The sequence below is a fragment of the Nocardioides psychrotolerans genome (genome assembly GCF_943371775.1).
Taxonomy (GTDB): domain Bacteria; phylum Actinomycetota; class Actinomycetes; order Propionibacteriales; family Nocardioidaceae; genus Nocardioides; species Nocardioides psychrotolerans_A.
On the sequence record NZ_CALRWD010000011.1, the window covers coordinates 43,401 to 62,368 of the forward strand.

The following is an 18,968-nucleotide window of genomic DNA, read 5'->3' on the forward strand; positions in this document are numbered from 1 at the left end:
TGTGCCCCACCCAGCGGCACAGCGCGCTCTCCGGCACACGACCCCCGGTTCGGCGGCCGCCCTACTGGATCAGGTCGAAGACCGAGAACATCGGCATGTAGAGCGCGACGATCATGCCGCCGACCAGGACGCCGAGGACCGCGATCATCAGGGGCTCGATGAGGGAGGTGAGTGCCTCGGTGGTGGCCTCGACCTCCTCGTCGTAGAACTGCGAGATGCGACGCAGCATCTGGTCGACGGCACCGGCCTCCTCCCCGGAGGCGATCATCTGCACCGTCATCGAGGGGAAGACGTCGTGCCGGCCGAGGGGCTCGGCGAAGGACTCGCCCTGGGCGACCGACTGGCGTACGTCGTGCAGCGCTCGGGCGATCACCACCGAGCCGGTGGTGTCGGCGACGATGTCCAGCGAGGAGAGGATCGGGACCCCGGCGGAGAGCAGCGTGCTCAGGTTGCGGGAGAAGCGGGCCAGGGCGATCTTGGCGAAGAGCTGGCCGAAGACGGGCAGCCGCAGCTTGAGCGGGTCGACGACGTCGCGGACCTGGGGGTCCTGGCCGTGCTTGCGCCACCACACCAGCCCGACCGCGCCGACGACGGCGACGGTCGGCAGGACGTAGCGCATCGAGTTGGACAGGGCGACGAGCACCTGCGTCGGCACCGGGAGCGTGCCACCGAGGTCGGCGAACATCTTCTCGAAGACGGGCACGATGAAGAGCAGCATGCCGACGCACATGAGGATCGCCATGCAGAAGACGACGACCGGGTAGGTCATCGCCGACTTCACCTTGCCGCGCAGCTTCACGTCGGCCTCGAAGGTCTCGGCGACCTGGCGCAGGGCGACGTCGAGGAACCCGCCGCTCTCGCCCGCGCGGGTCATGCTGATCATGAACGGCGGGAAGATCGTGGGTTCGCCGGCGAACGCGGCGCTCAGCGACTGACCGGACTCGACCTCCTGGCGCACCCGCGCCAGCGCCCGGCGCAGCTCCGCGTGCTCCACCTGCTCGCCGAGGATGCTCAACGCCCGCAGCAGCGTCAGGCCGGCGTCCACCATCGTGGCGAGCTGGCGCGAGGCGATCGCGAGGTCCTTCTGCTTGACCCGCTTGCGGCCGAGGGTGATCTCGCGCTGGAGACCGGTGCCGGTCTGCTTGACCTCGAGCGGCACGTAACCCATCGCGAGCAGCTTCTCCGCGACCGCCTTCTCCGACTCGGCGTTGACCTTGCCCTCGCGGAAGCGACCGCCGGCGTCGCGGACCTTGTAGGAGTACTGGGTCGCGGTCACTCCGACCACCCGCCCGCAGGACCCGCCGGGGACCCGACGTACGACGACGCCTGCAGCGCCGACCCCGAGCCCACGAGCGCCAGGAAGTCCTCGCGGCTGGAGCAGAACTCCAGGCCGGCCTCGCGGGTGATCCGCCCGGCGCGCACGTGCGCGGCGAGGTGGCCGTTGAGGGTCTGCATGCCGTCACGGGCCCCGGACTGGAGCGCACCGGGGATCTGCTGGAGCTTGCCGTCGCGGATCATCGCCCGGATGCCGGGGTTGCAGACCATCACCTCGACGGCAGGGACCCGACCGCTGCCGTCGACCGTGGGCACCAGCGACTGGCACACGACGCCCTGCAGGGTCGCGGCCAGCTGGGTGCGGACCTGCTGCTGCTGGCCCGCGGGAAAGACGTCGACGACACGGCTGACCGTGTCCTGCGCCGACTGGGTGTGCAGCGTCGCGAGGACGAGGTGACCGGTCTCGGCTGCGGTGAGGGCGACCGAGATGGTCTCCAGGTCGCGCAGCTCGCCGACCAGGATCACGTCGGGGTCCTGGCGCAGCACGTGCTTGAGCGCGGTGCGGAAGTCCACCGTGTCGGCGCCGACCTCGCGCTGGTTGACCAGGCAGCGCTGGTGCTGGTGGAGGAACTCGATGGGGTCCTCGATGGTGACGATGTGCCCGCTGCGCGTGCGGTTGACGCGGTCGATGACCGCGGCGAGCGTGGTCGACTTGCCCGACCCGGTGGGCCCGGTGACGAGCACGAGGCCACGTCGCAGGGCCGCGAAGGTGTCGACCACCGCCGGGAGGCCGAGGTCGTCGAGGGAGCGGATCTCCCAGGGGATCAGGCGCAGCACCGCTCCCACGGCCTCGCGCTGCCAGAAGACGTTGACGCGGAAGCGGGCCAGGCCCGGCACGGCGTAGGCGAAGTCGAGCTCGCGGGTCTCCTCCAGCACCTGGCGCTGCCGCTCGGTCATCACCGCGTAGAGCGACTCCTGGAGCAGCCGCGCGGTGAGCACCTCCTCGCCCGGCATCGGGGTCATCTCGCCACGCACGCGGATCGTCGGTGGCGCGTCGACGGTCAGGTGCAGGTCGGAGCCGCCGGACGAGGCGACCTGGCGCAGCAGCCGGTCGAGGTCGAGCACCGGCGCCGGTGGACGCATCTCCACGGTCTCAGCCCACGACACGGAGGACCTCCTCGATCGAGGTCCGTCCCTGACGGACCTTCAGCCAGCCGTCGTCGCGCAACGTGCTCATCCCCTGCTCACGCGCCGTCCGGGCGACCTCCTCGGTCGACGCCCGCCGCACGGTCAGGCGCTCGAGCTCCTCGGTCACGGGCATCACCTCGTGCAGGGCCATGCGACCGCGGTAGCCGGTCTGCCCGCACGAGGAGCACCCGCGCGGGCGGTGCAGGAGCGCGTCGGAGTCCTCCAGAGGTGGGAAGCCGATCGCGGCCAGCTCGTCGGGCTCGGGACGGTAGGCCTCCTTGCAGCGGGGGCACAGGCCACGGCACAGACGCTGGGCGACGACGGCGTCGAGCGCGGAGCCGACGAGGAACGGCTCGATGCCCATCTCCACCAGCCGCGTCACGGCCGAGGGCGCGTCATTGGTGTGCAGCGTGGAGAGCACCAGGTGCCCGGTGAGCGCCGCCTCGACGGCGATGTTGGCCGTCTCGTGGTCACGGATCTCGCCGATCAGCACGATGTCGGGGTCCGAGCGCAGGATCGAGCGCAGCGCGGATGCGAAGGTCAGCCCGGCCTTGGGGTTGACCTGCACCTGGTTGATGCCGGGCAACCGGTACTCCACGGGATCCTCGACGGTGATCACGTTGACGTGCTGCTGGTTGAGGATGTTGAGCGTCGCGTAGAGCGTCGTCGACTTGCCCGACCCGGTCGGCCCGGTCACGAGGATCATCCCGTAGGGCTTGGAGTACGACGTCTCGAAGCGTGCGAAGTTGCCGTCGCTGAAGCCCAGGTCCCCCAGGCCGAGCCGGGTGTTGGAGTTGTCGAGCACCCGGGCCACGACCTTCTCCCCCCACACCGTCGGCAAGGTGGCGACGCGCAGGTCCATCTCGTGCCCGAGGTGGCTGACCGTCAATCGGCCGTCCTGCGGCACCCGGCGCTCGGCGATGTCCATGGACGCCATGATCTTGAGCCGGCTGACGACCCCGTTGACGATGCTGCGCGGAGCGTGGTGGGCGTCCTGGAGGACCCCGTCGATCCGGTAGCGCACGCGCAGGTCGTGCTCCGTCGGCTCGAGGTGGATGTCGGAGGCCCGGTCCGCGATGGCCTGGCTGATCAGCAGGTTCACGAAGCGGACGACCGGGGCGTCCTCGGTCACCTCGGTGAGCGAGCCGAGGTCCTCGGGCTCCGGCTCCTCGGTCAGCCCGGACGTCAGGTCGGCGAGCTCGCCCTCGGCGCGGTAGGCCTGGTTGAGCTGGTGCTCGATCTCGGCCCGGGTCGCCAGGCCGAAGACGACGCGCCGCCCCGTGAGCCGCCCGATGTCGTCCTTGAGGTCCAGGTCGAGCAGGCCCCGCAGGGGCGTGGCGACCAGCAACGTGTCGCCGTCGTCACTGATCGGGACCACGCACGCTCGTCGTGCGAAGTCCGCCGGCAGCAGGGCGGTCGCCATCGGGGCGAGCACGAGGTCGGCGAGCTCGAGGAAGGGCACGCCCGCTGTGTCCGCGGCCAGGCGCAGCAGGTCGCCACGTGCGACGGCCCCGTGGCTCACCAGCGTCTCGAGCAGCGAGCCCTCGGCACCGTGGGCGGCAGCCTCCTCCACCTGCGCGGCCGTGACCAGGCCGGCCGCCAGGAGCGCCTCGACGGTCACCCCGGCCACCGCAGGAGCCGCTGTGTGATCGGGCTGCGCGGTCAGCAGGTCCGTGTCCATCGGTGGCGCTCCCGCCTGGTGGCGCAGGCGGTCGTGGGCCGCCTGTCAGCAGGAGTCTCGGCACCCCGGGGGCCCACCTTGAGGATCAGCGGGGGCGATCAGCGGGCGCGATCAGCGGGGCAGGACGTCCAGGGCCAGCACCGGCTCGGCGCGGTAGCGCTCCACCAGGGCCGCCGTCGCGGCGTCGATACGGGCGAAGAGCGCCGTGCGGTAGCCGGTCAGCTGCGCCTCGGCGTGCCGCAGGCTCGCGAGCACGACGTCGGTCTCCTCCGGGGTGGAGGGCACCTGCCAGACCTGCGCCAGGTCCGGCACGTCGGGCAGCGGCTCCTCGGCGCGCACCCGCAACAGCGCCGAGCGCGAGGCGCCGCTGCCGGTGTCGCCGAGGACGCGCACCAGGTCCTCGAGCGCGATCGAGCCCTCCGTCGAGCGCCCGGCCTCGAGGAGGTCGAGGCGAGCGTGCACCAGGCGCCGCCAGTAGGACGCCCGGTCCTCCTCGTCGCGAAGCTGCTGGCGGTAGGCCCGCAGGGACGGCAGGTCCAGGGTGTCGAGGGGCACCTCGGGCAGCTGGCTCACGGTGCCGATTCCAGCACACGACGCCCGACCGGCTGCTCCGGTGCCCACCCGGTGCGGCGCAGGGCGACGGTGAAGTCGTGCGGGTTGCTCGCCGCGAGCATCGCGGTGTCGAGGCTGATCGTGCCCTCGGTCACCAACGTCAGCAGGTGCTGGTCGAAGCTCTGCATCCCGGAGTAGGCCCCCGAGGCGACGACGTCGGTGATGCCGTGGGTCTTGTCCGGGTCGGCGACCGCCTCGGCGAAACGTGCGTCGCGCACCGCGACCTCCACCACGCAGACCCGCCCGTCGCCGTCGAGGCGAGGCACCAGCCGCTGGCACACCACGCCCTCGAGGGTGACGGCGAGCGCAGCGCGCACGCGTGGCTGCTCGTGGGCCGGGAAGAAGTCGATCAGCCGCAGCACCGTCTCGCGCGCGTCGGTGGTGTGCATGGAGCTCAGGACGACGTGCCCGGTCTCCGCCGCCGAGAGGGCCGCGCGCACGGTGTCGGCGTCGCGGAGCTCGCCGATGAGGATGACGTCGGGGTCCTGGCGCATCGCCGCCCGCAGCGCCGCCGGCCAGTCGCGCGTGTCCGAGCCGAGCTCGCGCTGGGTGACGGTGGCGACCCGGTCGCGGTGCACGACCTCGATCGGGTCCTCGAGGGTGAGGATGTGCACCGGCCGCGCGGCGTTGACCACGTCGACCATGGCGCTGAGCGTCGTGGACTTGCCCGAGCCGGTCGGCCCCGTGACGAGCACGAGCCCGCGCGGCCTCAGCGCGAGTCGTCGTACGACGTCGGGCATGCCGAGCTGCTCCAGCGGGACCGCCCCGTCACTGATGCGCCGGAAGACCGCACCGTCCTGCCCCCGCGAGCGGAACGCGTTGACGCGGAAGCGTCCCAGCCCCTCGGCCGTGACGGCGAAGTCGGCCTCCCAGGTCTCCTCGAAGTCGCGCAGCACCGTCGCGCTCATCGCCTCGCGCAGCGCGCGGGTGACCTGCTCGGCGGACCATGCCACCTCCGCGGCCTCCTGCAGCGAGCCGGAGACCCGGATCTTGGGCGTGGCACCGCTGCGCAGGTGCAGGTCGGACCCGTCGAGGCGGTGCACGGCCGCGAGCAGGTCGGTCAGCTCGGGGGTCAGCGAGGGCACGGCGGGGCTCCTGTCGTGAGGGACACCGAGAGTCTCGGCAGCCGGGGCGGCCACCTGTAGGCCGGGGTCAAGTCCGGCCCGACGGCGACCGATGACCCAGGTGCCGGCGGCTCCCGCCGCCGGCGGACCAGGAGGACCTCCATGCCCGCCACCGTCGTCGGACTCGACATCGGCCGCTGCGCCGTGCGAGCGGTGGAGCTGCGTCGCTCCGGCCGCAAGCTCGTGGTGAGACGGCACGGCAGCGTCGCGCTCCCCCCGGGCGCCGTCGAGGCCGGGGTCGTCCGCGACCCGGCCGCCGTGACCGACGCGCTCAAGCGTCTGTGGCGCGAGCACCGGATCGGGAGCCGCTCCGTGCGGTTGGGCGTCTGCAGCGGGTCGGTGCTCGTGCGTCACCTCGAGCTCGACTGGATGCCACCCCAGGACCTGCGACGCGCGTTGCGCTACCAGGTTGCCGACCTGCTCCCCGTGGCCGTGGACGACGCCAACCTCGACCACGTGCTGCTCGGCGAGCAGACCCGCACGGACCCGCAGACCGGCATCGAGAGACGCACCGTGGAGATCCTGCTCGTCGCCACCGCACGCGGCAACGTCGACGACCTCGTGCGGTGCGTGCAGGCCGCCGGCCTCCGGCCTGTCACCGCCGACCTCTCCCCGCTCGCTCTCGTCCGCGCGGCCGTGAGCCGCAGCAGCCACCCCGCCGACCCCGACGGAGGTCCCGCGACCGAGGCCGTGATCGACGTCGGGGCCGACACGGTGTCGGTCGCCGTTCACACGCAGGGGGTCCCCCACTTCGTGCGGGTCGTGCCCGGGGTGGGTGGGGAGCTCCTCACGCGCGCCCTGGTCGACGAGGGCCTCACCTGGACCGAGGCCGAGGAGGCCAAGCGCCACCCCGGCTCCGCCCTGCCCGCGACCGCGCGGCTGGCCCTGGACGCCGCCACGGAGCGACTGGTCGCGGAGATCCGCGCCACCTTGGACTTCCACTCCACCGGCGACCCCGAGCACGTGGCCACCCACGCGGTCGTCACCGGTGGCGGTGCGGCCCAGGCGGGGTTCGCCGAGCGCTGCGCGGCCGCGTTCGGCATGCCGGTCACCACGCTCGACCTGGCGTCGGTGGCCCGGCTGCGCACCGCCGCCGTCGACGACCTCTCGGTCTCGCTCGGACTGTGTCTCGGGGAGACGGCATGAGACCGGCCCTCAACCTCCTCTCGCCCTGGGTGCTCGAGGAGCTCCGCGTACGCCGACTTCGCCAGCGTTTCGCCGTCGGCGCCGTCGCCCTGGTGCTCGCTCTCGCCGGCGCCTGGACCTTCCAGCGTCTCGAGCTGGAGCAGGTGCGCGCCGACCTGCGCGGCGAGGATGCCGTGTCGGACGGACTCAGCGACCGGATCGACGACCTCGCCGAGGTCCGCACCTACGTGCAGGGCGTCCAGCGGCGAGCCGTCACCGTGCAGGGCGCGATGCTCACCGAGGTGCAGTTCTCCTCCGTCCTCGACGCGCTCGCCCGGGCGACTCCCGACGGCGCCCGGATCGAGAGCGTCCAGGTGGTCCTGCCCACTGGGGCCTCCGGGCCTGGCGCGGAGGAGGCGGGCGCGGAAGAGCCTGCCTCCGCCGAGGCCCGGGGCCTCGCCGGTGCCGTGTGCCCCGGGCCTGATCCGTTCGCGACCGCGGTGGTCATCGGCTGCCTGGACCTCAGCGGCACCGCCACCGACCGCGCGCAGGTGAGCCGCCTCGTGGTCGCGCTCGGGCGCGACCGCCTCTTCGTCGAGCCGTTCGTCTCGACCACCACGACCAGTGACGGCAGCGGGGTCGCCTTCACCGGCTCCGTGGCCCTCTCGCCGGCCGCGTTCAGCGGTCGCTACGACGACCTGCCCGACCGAGCCCCCGGAGGCACCTCGTGAACCTGCGCTCCGCCACCGCCACGCAGGTCCTGGGCTCGGCCGCGCTGGTCCTGCTGCTCGTCGCCGGGTGGCTCCTGCTCCTCGGGCCCGTGACCGGACAGATCGGCGAGTCCCGGGAGGCGGTCACCGACGCCCAGGACCGCAACGTCACCCTCGGCCGACAGCTCAGCGCCCTCCAGGAGCAGGCAGCCGACCTCAGCGACACCCGTGCCGTGGCCGAGGACCTGGACCGGCTCTTCCCGCCCACGGCCGACCAGCCGGGGCTGTTCACCGCCGTGGTGGGCGCTGCCCGTCAGGCCGGCTACGGCCCCGACGACATCACGACCCTGAGCCCCTCCGCCCCGGTCCCCGTCCTCGACGGCCTGCCGGTCGACACCACCACGGTGACGGAGCAGCAGGTCGACCCGGCGACGGCCGACCTCGCCGTCCAGGTGGTGACGCTCTCGGCGGAGGGGACCTTCGACGAGGCCCGCCGCCTGCTCCGGGCGATCGAGCAACTCGACCGCGCCTTCCTGGTCCGCTCCGTCTCGTTGACCGGCACCTCGGAGGACACGGGCTTCACCGTGACCCTCAGTGGAGCGACCTTTGTCGCCCCACCGGTGCTGCCGCCGGCGACCGCGGGCTGACTGCGGACCGCACCGACCCCTGACCACCCCCCGAACCGAATCGAGCCTGCCGGTGCCCCTCTCCGCCACCCTCGCCATCCTGGGCGTGCTCGCCGTCGTCCTGCTGGGCCTGCTGCTCCACCTGCGGCACCGGCGACACCTGGACGACCAGCAGTCGGTCGCCCTCGACGCCCTCGCCCCGGTGGCTCCGGCGCTGCCGACACTCCCAGCGCCGGCGCCCCTCCGCCCCGCCCTTCCGGCGGTCGCTGCGGTGCATCAGGTCGCCTGCTGGACGGGGCTCTCCCGCGACCTCGCCGCCGAGGGCCGCACCGAGCGTGCGGCGCTGGCGCAGTGGGCGGCCGACCTGCACGTGCTCGCCCCCCATCTGTCGGGCCGTCAGGCCGAGCTCGCCGAGCGGCTCGCACGGCTCCCCGCGGACACGCCCGCCGCGACCCTCGCCCGGGCACGGGAGATCGCGCTCTCGCTCGTGGCCGACTCGACCGGCTCGGTGACTGCGATGCTCGTCCCCGCCGACCATGTCGCGACCGCGCGGCGCCCGAGCGGCCAGGGTCAGCGGGCCGGCGCCCGACGCACGGCCGTGCCCAGCGACCGCGACGCCTCCCTCGCCCTGGCCGAGCACTGGGCCCTGCGTGCCTCGACCGCGGCCGCCCTCGGCGAGCTCGGGCTCGAGGCCCGCGAGGCCGAGCTCGCCCGCTTCGACGCGCTGCTGGTCGGCCTGGGGGCGCGCCACGGCGACGAGGACGACCACGTGACGGCGCTGCTGGGTGAGCTGGCCCGGACCGTGGTGCGCGCCCTTCCCGCTCCGGACGCCGCGACCGCCTCGACGCAGGACGCCCACCTGGTCCGTCAGACGCTCCGCCAGGTGCTGCCGCCCCACGTGCAGCACCGGCACGACCACGACCTGCTCGTGGCGGACGGTCGATGACATGACCAGCCTGCGGACCCGGATCCGCGCCTACCCGCGTCCCTCCTGGACGACGCCGGGGCGCGACCACCTCACCGGGCTCCCGCGGCGGGGGCACCTCGCCGTGGCCGGACGCCGCATGGTGGCCGCCGCGGTCTGGGCGGAGCAGGTCGTCGCCGTGCTCGTGGTCGACGTCGACCACCTCAAGCGGGTCAACGACGCCCTCGGGCACGACGCCGGCGACCGGCTCCTCGTGGAGGCGGCGGCCCGCCTGCAGCGACGCCTGGGCGGCGGGGCGCTGCTGGCCCGTCTGGGGGGCGACGAGTTCGCCGTCCTCCAGCCCTGCGCCGACGTGGCGGCGGCCGAGCTGTTCGCGAGCGACCTGCGCGCCTGCCTGCAGCTGCCCGTCGTGCTCGGCGACGTGGTCGTGCCGGGCGGCGCGTCCGTCGGGCTCGCCGTGAGCGGACGCGACGGCGACGGCCTGGCGGCCCTGCTGGCCAGCGCCGACCAGGCGATGTACGCCGACAAGTTCGCACCGCGCTCCCGGCGCGGCTCGGTGCGCGGCACGACCGCGCGGCGGTCCCGTCGTACGCCGCCGGCGGACCGCGACCTCGCCCGCGACCTCGCCGCAGCCCTGGACACCCCGGGCACCCCCGCCCTGCGCCTGCACCACCAGCCCCAGGTCGACCCGCGTGGCGCCGTGGTGGGCTACGAGGCGCTGCTGCGGTGGGAGCACCCGACGCTGGGGATGCTCGCGCCGTCCGCGTTCCTCCCGGTCGCCGAGCGGCACGGACTGGCCGCCGCGGTGGACGAGGCCGCGATCGGCCGCGCCCTGGGTGAGCACGAGTCCCTCGCGACCTGGTCCCCCGGCGCGAGCCAGTCGGTCAACATCTCGGCCCACAGCCTGCTCGCCCCCGACCTGCCGATGCGGCTCGCGGGGCTCCTGGTCGCCGCGCGCGTGCCGGGCTCCCTCCTGAGGCTCGAGGTCTCCGAGTCCGCCACCAGCCTGCCGGTGACGCCGACCCTCTACGCCGCCCTCGCCGACGTGGGCTGCAGCCTGAGCGTCCAGGAGTTCGGCGCGACGCACGCGTCACTGACCGCGCTCAGCGACAACACCCTCGTGCGCGAGGTGAAGCTGCCCGCGAGCCTGGCGGCCGCCGTCGAGCGCGACCCCGGCGCGGCCCGCCTGGCGCGCGGGCTCGTCAGCGCCGCCCACGGGCTCGACCTGCGCGTCGTGGCCGAGGGCGTGGAGACCGGTGCAGCAGCCCGCCTCCTGCTGTCGATGGGCTGCGACGCCCTCCAGGGGTTCGCGATCGCGCCGCCGATGGCCCTGCTCGAGGTCGGCGAGTGGACCGAGTACTGGACCCGCGCCCGCGGTGACCACCCTGCCCTCCAGTCGGGCATCCGTGGTGCCGATAACCCCTGCGTCACCACCCCTCGACCCTGACCCGGAGACCCGATGTCCGACCTCACCCTGCTCGCCGCTGTCTCTGCCGGGATGCTGGGACTGCTGGTCGGTTCCTTCGTCAACGTCGTGGTGCACCGGGTGCCGGCCGGCCTGTCGGTCGTGCGCCCCCGGTCCTCGTGCCCCTCCTGCGGCGGTCTCGTCCGCGAGCGCGACAACATCCCGGTCCTCTCGTGGGTCCTGCTGCGCGGCCGGTGCCGAGACTGCCGTGCACCGATCTCCGCGCGCTACCCCGCCGTCGAGGCCGGCACCGCACTGCTCTTCGCCCTGGTCGCCACCCGCGCGCCCGGTCTGCCCGAGGTCCTCGCGATCCTGGCCGTGACCGGTGCCGGCGTCGCGCTGGCCCTGATCGACCTCGAGCACGGCCGGCTGCCCTTCGCCGTGACGGGCTGGGCCGGAGGCCTCGCCCTCGCCGCTCTCGCGTCCGGCTGGATCTCCACCGGGGTCGACAGCGGACCCGGGGCGGCCTGGGACCGCGCCGTCCCGGCCCTGCTGGGGGCCGTCACCTGGCTCACGGTCTACGCCGCTGTCTGGGCCTCCACCCGAGGTCGCGGGATGGGCCTGGGCGACGTCGCGCTCGCCCCCGTGCTCGGGCTGGTGCTCGGCGCCGTGGGCCCGGCACAGTCCCTCACCGGCCTGGCGCTCGGCTTCCTCACCGGCGCAGCGGTCGGCGCGGTCCTGCTGACCACCCGCCGCGCGGGACGGCGTACGGCGATCGCGTTCGGACCGTTCATGCTGCTCGGCGCCGCCCTGGGCCTCCTGGCGGGACCGGCCGTCGCCGAGGCCTACCTCCGGACCGTCGGGCTGGCCTGACCCCCTCTCCGATCTAGGCTGGCGCCAGCCCCGGACCGCCCCGGGACCGTCCTGCCGGGAGACCACATGACGCGTGACGCTCGAGCGAAGCAGGCCTGGCGCCTCGCGGCGTCCCGCGCGCGCTCGTTCGTCCACCGTCGAAGGGGCGTGCACAGCGACCCGCTGACCAGCCTGGGCAACCGGGCGTTGCTGTTCGCCCACGCCGGCGAGATCTCCTCCGGAGACACGCTCCGTGCGCTGCTCCTCCTCGACCTGGACGGCTTCAAGCAGGTCAACGACACCCTCGGCCACCACAACGGCGACCTGGTCCTCCAGGAGGTCGCCGCCCGCATCGCCCGCGCGGTCGGTGACGACGATGTCGCGGTGCGGCTCGGTGGTGACGAGTTCGCCGTGCTGACCGCACCCCTGGAGGACCCGGAGCAGGCCTCGGCCCTGGCCACCGCGATCGTCGACAGGCTGAGCCGCCCCGTCCGGCTCGAGGGCGTCGACCTCGCGATCAGCTGCTCCCTGGGGATCGGGATCACCGGCCTGGACGGCGACGACCTCGACGCCCTGCTGCGCGCCGCGGACCGGGCGATGTACTCCGCCAAGACCGCCAGCCGGGCCGGTGGCGCCCTCCGGGTCGGTGGCTCAGCCTGGTTCCAGGAGACCCCCGACACCGAGCTCGTCGAGGACCTGGTCGGCGCGCTGGAGCGCGAGGAGCTGCGGCTGCACTACCAGCCCCAGGTCGACGTCGAGGGTGCCGTCGTCGGCTGCGAGGCACTGCTGCGCTGGCAGCACCCGACCCGAGGACTCCTGGCGCCACGCGCCTTCCTCCCGGCAGCCGAGCAGTCGGGCCTCCTCGACCGGATCACCCTGGTGGCCGTCCGGCTCGCGCTGCGCGACCAGCCGGCCCTGTCCGCCGCGGCTGGGAATCCGGTGTCGGTCTCGGTCAACGTCTCCCCCCGCGACCTGCTCGGCCGGGCGTTCCTGCCGGAGCTGGCCCGCCTGCTCGCCGCGACACCACCGGCCGCGGCCCACCTGGTCCTGGAGATCACCGAGCCGGCACCGTTCCCCGTGCCGGCGGTCGTCGACCTGTTCCGACGCCTGACCCGGCTCGGGCTGGCCGTCTCGATCCACGAGTTCGGCGCCGGCCGGTCGTCGCTGACCGCGCTGTCGCAGTATCCCGGTGTCAGCGAGGTCAAGATCCACCCCACGCTGGTCCGCCAGGTCTCCGACGAGACCGTGGCACGGCTGGTGCGGGCGATCGTGGCGGCCGCGCACGGTCTCGGGGTCCATGTGGTCGCCGAGGGCATCGAGGACGAGGACTCCGCCCGCTGCCTCACCGCGATGGGCTGCGACCGGCTCCAGGGCTTCTGGGTCGCGCCCCCCGCGTCCGTCGAGGACACGACCGCCTGGATCGACCACCGTGGCCGCCCGCCGGGTCCGGCGCACTCGGTCTAGACCGCATCGAATCACATCCTCCCCAGGGGTCCCATCAGTCACTAGGCTCCCAGGACTGGAGGGAGGGAACCTTCCAACAGGACGGACCAGCGTGACCCCGACGACGACCTCCGCGCTCACGACCTCCATCACCGACCTGCGCGCGCAGGCGGTCGCCCGAGGTCGCCGCCTGGTGCTGATCGCCGCCTCCCTCTCCAACGGGCCGGACCTCGCGGACGTCTACGGCGTGCGGAGCCTCGACGACGCCACTGCCGAGATCGTGCGTCGCGCCCAGGCGCACGACTCCGTGCCGTGCCACCTGCTGCGGGTCTCCCGACTCGGCAGCTTCCTCGCCGGGGCGATGGTGGAGCCCGACCACGCCGTCGCCCAGGTCGCGGTCCTGGTCGACGAGATGCGCGAGATGCTCGACGTGCACGGAGAGCGGGTCTGGCCGATCATCACCGTCGCCGCCCGCGAGTGCGGCCCGACCGACGACGTGTGGGGCACCGTCCGCGACGTCCGCGGCACCCTGGTCACCGCCCAGCGCGACACCCCGGGCGGGACGTCCTGGCACCACGACGACGACGAGGACGTGGTGCCCCACGACAGCCTCACCCTGGTGCGGGACCTCGCGGAGGCGCTCACCGAGCAGCCCGGGCAGCTGGACCTGGCCTACCAGCCCGTCGTGGACCTACGCCACGGCGCGATGACGGGCGCCGAGGCACTGCTGCGCTGGCACCACCCGCACCGAGGCCCCGTCGGACCGCTGGTCGCGGTCGAGGCCGCCGAGCGCACCGGGCTGATCCACCCGCTCGGTCGGTTGGTGCTCGAGCGAGCCGTGTGCCAGCTGGCCTCCTGGCGTGGCCGCGTCGGGCCGACCTTCCGCATGCACGTCAACGTCTCCCCGATCGAGCTGCGCGAGGCGTCGTACGCCGACGGCGTCGCCGCCACCCTGCGGCGGTGCGGCGTGCGGCCCGAGCAGCTGTTGCTGGAGATCACCGAGACGGCGCTGCTCGCCGACGACCCGCGGGTCCTGCGCACGATCACCGCTCTGCACCGGATCGGCGTGGGGCTGGGCATCGACGACTTCGGCACCGGCTACTCCTCGATCCGGCACCTGCACCGGCTGCCCATCGACACCGTCAAGGTCGACCGCTCCCTGGTCGCCGGCATCGCGACCTCGCCGTCCGACTTCGCCCTGACCCGCGCGGTGCTCGGCCTGCTCACCACCACCGGTGCGACCGTGGTGGCCGAGGGCATCGAGGACCCCGCCCAGCAGGCGCGGCTGCTCGCGATGGGCTGCACGCTCGGCCAGGGCTATCACCTGGGCCGACCCGTCGCGGCCGACGAGCTGTTCTCGACCGACTCCTGGTCGCGCGACGGCACGACGGAGATGCTCGGCGCGTGACCGTGCGCGCCGCAGCCTGGGACGTCATGCGGGCCGAGGAGGCGACTCCACGATCCGGATGACGTCGCGCCTCAGTTGGGCGACGGGTCGGCGCCCGACTCCAGCCAGCCGCGGAAGGCCTCGAGGTTGGCCGTGGGCTCGCCGCGCAGCTTGCGCCACTCCCACTCCTTGCGGATCGAGGAGGCGAAGCCGAGCTCGAGGATCTGGTTGAACGAGTCGTCGGCGTAGGACAGCACCGAGCCGATCACCCGGTCGAGCTCGTCGATGGTGATCGCCGAGAGCGGGAGCCGGCCGTCGAGGTAGATGTCGCCGAGCTGGTCGACGGCGAACGCGACGCCGTAGAGCCGCAGGTTGCGCTCCAGGAGCCAGCGGTAGACGCGCTCGTGGTTCTCGTCGGGCTTGCGGCACACGAAGGCGTGGATCCCGAGCGCGTGCGCGCCCACGTCGAGACGCACCGCGACCTGGAGCTTCTTCTCCCCCGGCAGGGAGACCGAGAAGACACCGGGATCCTTCTCGTCGAACTCGATCTCGTTGGCGGTCAGGTAGTCACGGACGACATCGGCGCTCACGCCACAGACTCTCGCATGGCACTCCTAGCGCGGGCGTAGACGTCGAGCGTCTGGGCCGCGGTCGCCTCCCAGGAGAACTGCCGGGCCTGGGCCCTCGCTCCGTCGCGCAGCCGGGCCAGGAGGTCGGGGTCACCGAGCACCCGACCGAGCGCCCCGGCCCACTCGTCGGCGTCGTGGCCCTCCACGAGCAGCCCGCTGTGCCCGTCGCGTACGACGGTCGTGAGGCCGCCGACCGCGGCCGCCACGACGGGGGTCCCCGCCGCCTGGGCCTCGGCCGCGACGAGCCCGAAGGACTCGTTGTAGGACGGGACGGCGACCAGCGTCGCGGCGGCGTACCACCGCGAGAGGTCGGCCTGGGAGACCGGCGGCACGAAGCGCACCACGTCGTCGATGCCGAGCTCGCGGGCCAGGGCCGCGAGCGACTCGGGGCGGTCCAGACCGCTGCCCGAGGGACCGCCGACCACGGGGACCACGATCCGCGAGCGCAGCCCGGGGTCGCGGGCCAGGAGTGCGGCGACCGCGCGCAGCAGGACGTCGGGCGCCTTGAGCGGCTGGATGCGCCCGGCGAAGAGCAGCACGTGGGCGTCGAGGGGCAGCCCGAGCTCCGCGCGCACCGCGTCGCGGTCGACCGGACGGAAGACCGACAGGTCGACGCCGGGGTGCACGACCTCGACCCGGCCGGGGTCGGCGTCGTAGAGGTTGATGAGCTGCTTGGCCTCGAGGTCGGTGTTGGCGATGAGCATGTCGGCCGCCTCGACGACCTGCTCCTCGCCGATGATCCGGGCGCTCGGCTCGGGGGTGTCGCCGAGGGCGAGCGCGGCGTTCTTGACCTTGGCCATGGTGTGCATCGAGTGGACCAGGGGCACGCCCCAGCGGTCGCGCGCGAGGGCGCCGACCTGGCCGGAGAGCCAGTAGTGGGAGTGCACGGCGTCGTAGTGCCCCAGAGGGTGGGCGGCCTCGGCCCGCAGGACCTCGCGCGCGAAGACGCACAGCTGGCCCGGCAGCTCGTCCTTGGTCAGGCCCTCGAAGGGGCCGGCGTGGATGTGGCGCACGCTGACGCCGTCGCAGGCCTCGACGACCGGCGGCAGCGTCGAGGTGGTCGCGCGGGTGAAGATGTCGACCTCGATGCCCTGGTGGGCCAGCCGCTTGGCGAGCTCGATGACGTAGACGTTCATGCCGCCCGCGTCGCCGGTGCCGGGCTGGTCCAGCGGGGAGGTGTGCAGGCTGATCATCGCCAGACGCCGGATCGGCTGCATGTCACTCCTTCGCTCGGACCGGGGCCGCGCGCACCGGGGCTCCAGAACGCCAACCACGAAGGCGGCGCGGTGATTCCCGGCGCCCTCTAGGCGACGTGAGAACCAACCGCACGGGCCTGGCGGGACCGCAGCAGCGCTGCGACGCAGACGACGGCCACCACGAACCCTGCGACCGCGTCGACCACGTGGCCGTCCCCCTCGCCACCGACGACCTCCACGACCGACCAGACGAGCAGGGGGAAGGCCACGGCCACGATGGCCCGCAGCCAGGTGGCGCTGGAGCTCACGAGGCCCGCCCCGAGACCGGCGAGCGCCAGGGCCAGCAGCACGAGGCCCGGCCAACGGAGAGCGTCGGCGCCCGCAGCGGCACGGACCAGCAGGCAGAGTCCGCCCAGGACACCGGCGACGCGGGCAAGGAGGGTCAGGGGCACGGGGGGAGTCTGCCACCGGTGCGGTCCGGCCAGCGAGACCCGTCAGCAGGAGACGCGTCAGAATGGGCCACATGAGCACCTCACGCACCGCCGTCGTCACCGGAGCCAGCAGCGGCATCGGCGCCGCCACCGCGCGCACGCTGGCCGCCCAGGGGTTCCACGTGTTCTGCGCCGCGCGCCGCGTGGACCGGATCGAGGCCCTGGCCGCCGAGATCGGCGGCACGGCGGTCGCGTGCGACGTCACCGACGCCGACGCGGTGGCCGCGCTCGCCGCGCGCGTCGGCGAGCGACTCGACGTACTGGTGAACAACGCGGGGGGCGCCTTCGGCTCCTCCCCCGTCGCCCAGGCCGACAGCGACGAGTGGCGCCAGATGTTCGAGGTCAACGTGATCGGCCTGATGCAGGTCACCAAGGCGCTGCTGCCGGCGCTCCTGGCATCGGGCGAGGGCGTGATCCTCAACGTCGGCTCGACCGCGGGGCGGATCGCCTACGAGGGCGGAGCGGGCTACACCGCGGCCAAGCACGGCACCCAGGTCGTCACCGAGACGCTGCGCCTCGAGCTGTGGGACCAGCCCGTGCGGGTCTGCGAGATCGCGCCCGGCATGGTGCGCACCGACGAGTTCGCCCTGGTGCGCTTCGACGGCGACCAGGAGAAGGCCGACGCGGTCTATGCAGGCGTCGCCGAGCCCCTGACCGCCGAGGACGTGGCGGACGCGATCGGCTGGATGGTCACCCGCCCGTCCCACGTCAACATCGACGAGCTGGTGATCCGGCCGCGTGCGCAGGCTGCGCAGCACAAGGTGCACCGGGTGCTTCCCGACTGACGGTCCTACTGGACTGAGGACGTTTGTTACCGAACCCTGGTCGTCGGGTGGACGTGACGTGTGCCTGGCGTGGCGCGTGCAGCCCTACCGTTTGTGATGTCCGCCGGATCAAGAGGGAGTCGGCGGAACACGGGTGGGGCGCCGAGGGTCTGGGGGGACCGCGGGGCCCGGACCCAGCCTTCAGGAGTTGACCCGCTCGTCGCGTCGGGAGCCGCGTCCACGAGCGGGTCCTTCTGCGTCCGGGGGTCCTCCGGGTGGCAGACTGCGGTCCGTGCAGACCATCGGACTCATCGGCGGCATGAGCTGGGAGAGCAGCGCCGCCTACTACGAAGCCCTCAACGTCGGTGTGGAGAAGCGCCTCGGCGGTCTCAGCTCGGCCCGGACGATCATGTGGTCGGTCGACTTCGCCGAGGTGACCGCGCTCCAGGAGCAGGAGCGCTGGGACGACGTCGCGGCGATCCTCGTCGCCGCCGCCCAGGGCCTCGAGCGTGCGGGCGCCGACTTCCTGCTGCTCTGCACGACGACCTTCCACCGCGTCGCCGACCAGGTCGAGGCCGCGGTCGCGATCCCGGTGCTGCACCTGGCCGACGTCGTCGCCGAGGCCGTCAAGGCCCAGGGCCTCGACTCGGTCGGCTTCATCGGGACCACCTTCGCGATGTCGCGCTCCTTCTTCACCGACCGGTTGGCCAGCCACGGCCTCACGGTCCACGTGCCCGACGAGCGCCACCACGCCGCCATCAACCGCGTGATCTACGACGAGCTCGTGCACGGCAAGGTGCTCGACGCCTCGCGGCGCACGGTCGTGGGACTCATCGAGGAGCTGTGGGACGCCGGCGCCGGCGGCCTGATCCTCGGCTGCACCGAGCTCGAGCTCCTCGTCCACCAGGCCGACTCCGAGCTGCCCGTCTTCCCCGGCACGACCCTGCACGTCGCCGCCGCCCTCGACCGCGCGCTGGACTGAGGTTGTCGCCCGTCGACGACCGCGACCCGATCCGCGAGGCGCACCACCAGTGGGTGCGTCACGGGTGGGCCGAGGCAGCCGACGGGATGGCGATGGTGACGTCGCTGGTGCGTGTGCAGCAGCTGGTGATGGAGCGCATCGAGGCCGTGCTGCGGCCGCTCGACCTCACCTTCGCCCGCTACGAGATCCTGATGCTGCTCTCCTTCACCTCCGCGGGCGCGATGCCGATGACCCGCCTCGGCTCGCTGCTCCAGGTGCACCCCACCTCGGTGACCAGTGCTGTCGACCGGCTCCAGAAGCAGGGCTACGTCGACCGCGAGCGCTCGACCTCCGACGGTCGCGTCATCCTCGCCTCGATCACCGCGGCCGGCCGTGAGGTCGCCGAGCGCGCCACCATCGGTCTCAACGACGGCGTCTTCGCCGCCCCCGGTCTCCCCGACACCGAGGTCGCGGCCCTGACCGCCCTCCTCGGCGCCTACCGGTCCGCCGCCGGCGACCGCGTGGACTGACCAGCCCGGAAAGTACGGGACGTTTTCGACCTCCAGCGCGCGGA

The 18,968-nt window shown here is 73.5% G+C and carries 19 protein-coding genes; 11 read left to right on the forward strand and 8 right to left on the reverse strand.

Annotated elements, in window-relative coordinates; translation table 11 throughout:
* Positions 1 to 61 precede the first annotated feature (61 nt).
* The 5 genes from AAG827_RS05260 to AAG827_RS05280 all read right to left on the reverse strand — a co-directional run bounded on the left by AAG827_RS05260 (position 62) and on the right by AAG827_RS05280 (position 5,841).
* Positions 62 to 1,276, reverse strand: a complete 1,215-nt coding sequence (locus tag AAG827_RS05260) for a type II secretion system F family protein (RefSeq protein ID WP_341924792.1) — start codon at positions 1,274 to 1,276, stop codon at positions 62 to 64.
* Positions 1,273 to 2,442 carry a type IV pilus twitching motility protein PilT gene (locus AAG827_RS05265; protein ID WP_341924793.1) on the reverse strand — a complete coding sequence of 390 codons (1,170 nt, stop codon included), beginning with the start codon at positions 2,440 to 2,442 and terminating at the stop codon, positions 1,273 to 1,275. Before AAG827_RS05265 ends, AAG827_RS05260 begins: the two co-directional genes overlap by 4 nt.
* Positions 2,429 to 4,144: a GspE/PulE family protein gene (locus AAG827_RS05270; RefSeq protein ID WP_341924794.1), complete on the reverse strand. Its 1,716-nt coding sequence runs from the start codon at positions 4,142 to 4,144 to the stop codon at positions 2,429 to 2,431. Before AAG827_RS05270 ends, AAG827_RS05265 begins: the two co-directional genes overlap by 14 nt.
* Before the next feature lie 111 nt (positions 4,145 to 4,255).
* Positions 4,256 to 4,717: a hypothetical protein gene (locus tag AAG827_RS05275; RefSeq protein WP_341924795.1), complete on the reverse strand. Its 462-nt coding sequence runs from the start codon at positions 4,715 to 4,717 to the stop codon at positions 4,256 to 4,258.
* Positions 4,714 to 5,841, reverse strand: coding sequence for a PilT/PilU family type 4a pilus ATPase (locus tag AAG827_RS05280; protein ID WP_341924796.1), 1,128 nt, complete (start codon positions 5,839 to 5,841; stop codon positions 4,714 to 4,716). The genes AAG827_RS05275 and AAG827_RS05280 overlap by 4 nt, the downstream gene beginning before the upstream one ends.
* 141 nt (positions 5,842 to 5,982) lie before the next feature.
* On the opposite strand from AAG827_RS05280, the gene pilM reads away from it, so the two are divergent.
* From pilM to AAG827_RS05320, 8 genes are all read left to right on the forward strand, one after another.
* Positions 5,983 to 7,026: a type IV pilus assembly protein PilM gene (gene pilM / locus AAG827_RS05285; RefSeq protein ID WP_341924797.1), complete on the forward strand. Its 1,044-nt coding sequence runs from the start codon at positions 5,983 to 5,985 to the stop codon at positions 7,024 to 7,026.
* A complete protein-coding gene (locus AAG827_RS05290) occupies positions 7,023 to 7,736 on the forward strand; it encodes a hypothetical protein (protein ID WP_341924798.1) in 714 nt (237 codons plus the stop codon). Before pilM ends, AAG827_RS05290 begins: the two co-directional genes overlap by 4 nt.
* A complete protein-coding gene (locus tag AAG827_RS05295) occupies positions 7,733 to 8,362 on the forward strand; it encodes a hypothetical protein (protein ID WP_341924799.1) in 630 nt (209 codons plus the stop codon). Before AAG827_RS05290 ends, AAG827_RS05295 begins: the two co-directional genes overlap by 4 nt.
* A gap of 52 nt (positions 8,363 to 8,414) precedes the next feature.
* A complete protein-coding gene (locus AAG827_RS05300; protein ID WP_341924800.1) occupies positions 8,415 to 9,287 on the forward strand; it encodes a hypothetical protein in 873 nt (290 codons plus the stop codon).
* A 1-nt stretch (position 9,288) separates the two neighbouring features.
* Positions 9,289 to 10,713, forward strand: coding sequence for a bifunctional diguanylate cyclase/phosphodiesterase (locus AAG827_RS05305; protein ID WP_341924801.1), 1,425 nt, complete (start codon positions 9,289 to 9,291; stop codon positions 10,711 to 10,713).
* A gap of 12 nt (positions 10,714 to 10,725) precedes the next feature.
* Positions 10,726 to 11,544 carry a prepilin peptidase gene (locus AAG827_RS05310; protein ID WP_341924802.1) on the forward strand — a complete coding sequence of 273 codons (819 nt, stop codon included), beginning with the start codon at positions 10,726 to 10,728 and terminating at the stop codon, positions 11,542 to 11,544.
* A gap of 66 nt (positions 11,545 to 11,610) precedes the next feature.
* Positions 11,611 to 12,987, forward strand: a complete 1,377-nt coding sequence (locus AAG827_RS05315; protein WP_341924803.1) for a bifunctional diguanylate cyclase/phosphodiesterase — start codon at positions 11,611 to 11,613, stop codon at positions 12,985 to 12,987.
* Between the two features lie 91 nt (positions 12,988 to 13,078).
* Complete coding sequence (locus tag AAG827_RS05320; protein ID WP_341924804.1) at positions 13,079 to 14,374, forward strand: EAL domain-containing protein; 1,296 nt, start codon at positions 13,079 to 13,081, stop codon at positions 14,372 to 14,374.
* A gap of 71 nt (positions 14,375 to 14,445) precedes the next feature.
* On the opposite strand, the gene AAG827_RS05325 is transcribed toward AAG827_RS05320, so the two are convergent.
* The 3 genes from AAG827_RS05325 to AAG827_RS05335 all read right to left on the reverse strand — a co-directional run bounded on the left by AAG827_RS05325 (position 14,446) and on the right by AAG827_RS05335 (position 16,630).
* Entirely contained in the window at positions 14,446 to 14,943 is a 498-nt protein-coding gene (locus AAG827_RS05325; RefSeq protein ID WP_341924805.1) for a YbjN domain-containing protein, read from the reverse strand.
* Positions 14,940 to 16,199: a D-inositol-3-phosphate glycosyltransferase gene (mshA, locus tag AAG827_RS05330; protein WP_341924806.1), complete on the reverse strand. Its 1,260-nt coding sequence runs from the start codon at positions 16,197 to 16,199 to the stop codon at positions 14,940 to 14,942. Before mshA ends, AAG827_RS05325 begins: the two co-directional genes overlap by 4 nt.
* Positions 16,200 to 16,285: 86 nt before the next feature.
* A complete protein-coding gene (locus AAG827_RS05335) occupies positions 16,286 to 16,630 on the reverse strand; it encodes a hypothetical protein (RefSeq protein ID WP_341924807.1) in 345 nt (114 codons plus the stop codon).
* 71 nt (positions 16,631 to 16,701) lie between these two features.
* Here AAG827_RS05335 and AAG827_RS05340 point away from each other — a divergent pair, with 71 nt between their 5' ends.
* From AAG827_RS05340 to AAG827_RS05350, 3 genes are all read left to right on the forward strand, one after another.
* Positions 16,702 to 17,454, forward strand: a complete 753-nt coding sequence (locus AAG827_RS05340) for an SDR family oxidoreductase (RefSeq protein ID WP_341924808.1) — start codon at positions 16,702 to 16,704, stop codon at positions 17,452 to 17,454.
* A 271-nt stretch (positions 17,455 to 17,725) separates the two neighbouring features.
* The gene (locus tag AAG827_RS05345; protein WP_341924809.1) at positions 17,726 to 18,415 is read left to right on the forward strand and encodes an aspartate/glutamate racemase family protein; all 690 of its coding nucleotides are present in this window, start codon (positions 17,726 to 17,728) and stop codon (positions 18,413 to 18,415) included.
* Between the two features lie 2 nt (positions 18,416 to 18,417).
* Positions 18,418 to 18,924, forward strand: coding sequence for a MarR family transcriptional regulator (locus tag AAG827_RS05350; protein WP_341924810.1), 507 nt, complete (start codon positions 18,418 to 18,420; stop codon positions 18,922 to 18,924).
* Positions 18,925 to 18,968 lie beyond the last annotated feature (44 nt).

Bases quoted from the DNA above. Each gene is read 5' to 3' on its own strand.
- AAG827_RS05340 (WP_341924808.1), top strand. From the start codon at position 16,702: ATGAGCACCTCACGCACCGCCGTCGTCACCGGAGCCAGCAGCGGCATC.
- pilM (WP_341924797.1), top strand. From the start codon at position 5,983: ATGCCCGCCACCGTCGTCGGACTCGACATCGGCCGCTGCGCCGTGCGA.
- AAG827_RS05310 (WP_341924802.1), top strand. From the start codon at position 10,726: ATGTCCGACCTCACCCTGCTCGCCGCTGTCTCTGCCGGGATGCTGGGA.
- AAG827_RS05270 (WP_341924794.1), bottom strand. From the start codon at position 4,144: ATGGACACGGACCTGCTGACCGCGCAGCCCGATCACACAGCGGCTCCT.
- mshA (WP_341924806.1), bottom strand. From the start codon at position 16,199: ATGCAGCCGATCCGGCGTCTGGCGATGATCAGCCTGCACACCTCCCCG.
- AAG827_RS05290 (WP_341924798.1), top strand. From the start codon at position 7,023: ATGAGACCGGCCCTCAACCTCCTCTCGCCCTGGGTGCTCGAGGAGCTC.
- AAG827_RS05305 (WP_341924801.1), top strand. From the start codon at position 9,289: ATGACCAGCCTGCGGACCCGGATCCGCGCCTACCCGCGTCCCTCCTGG.
- AAG827_RS05315 (WP_341924803.1), top strand. From the start codon at position 11,611: ATGACGCGTGACGCTCGAGCGAAGCAGGCCTGGCGCCTCGCGGCGTCC.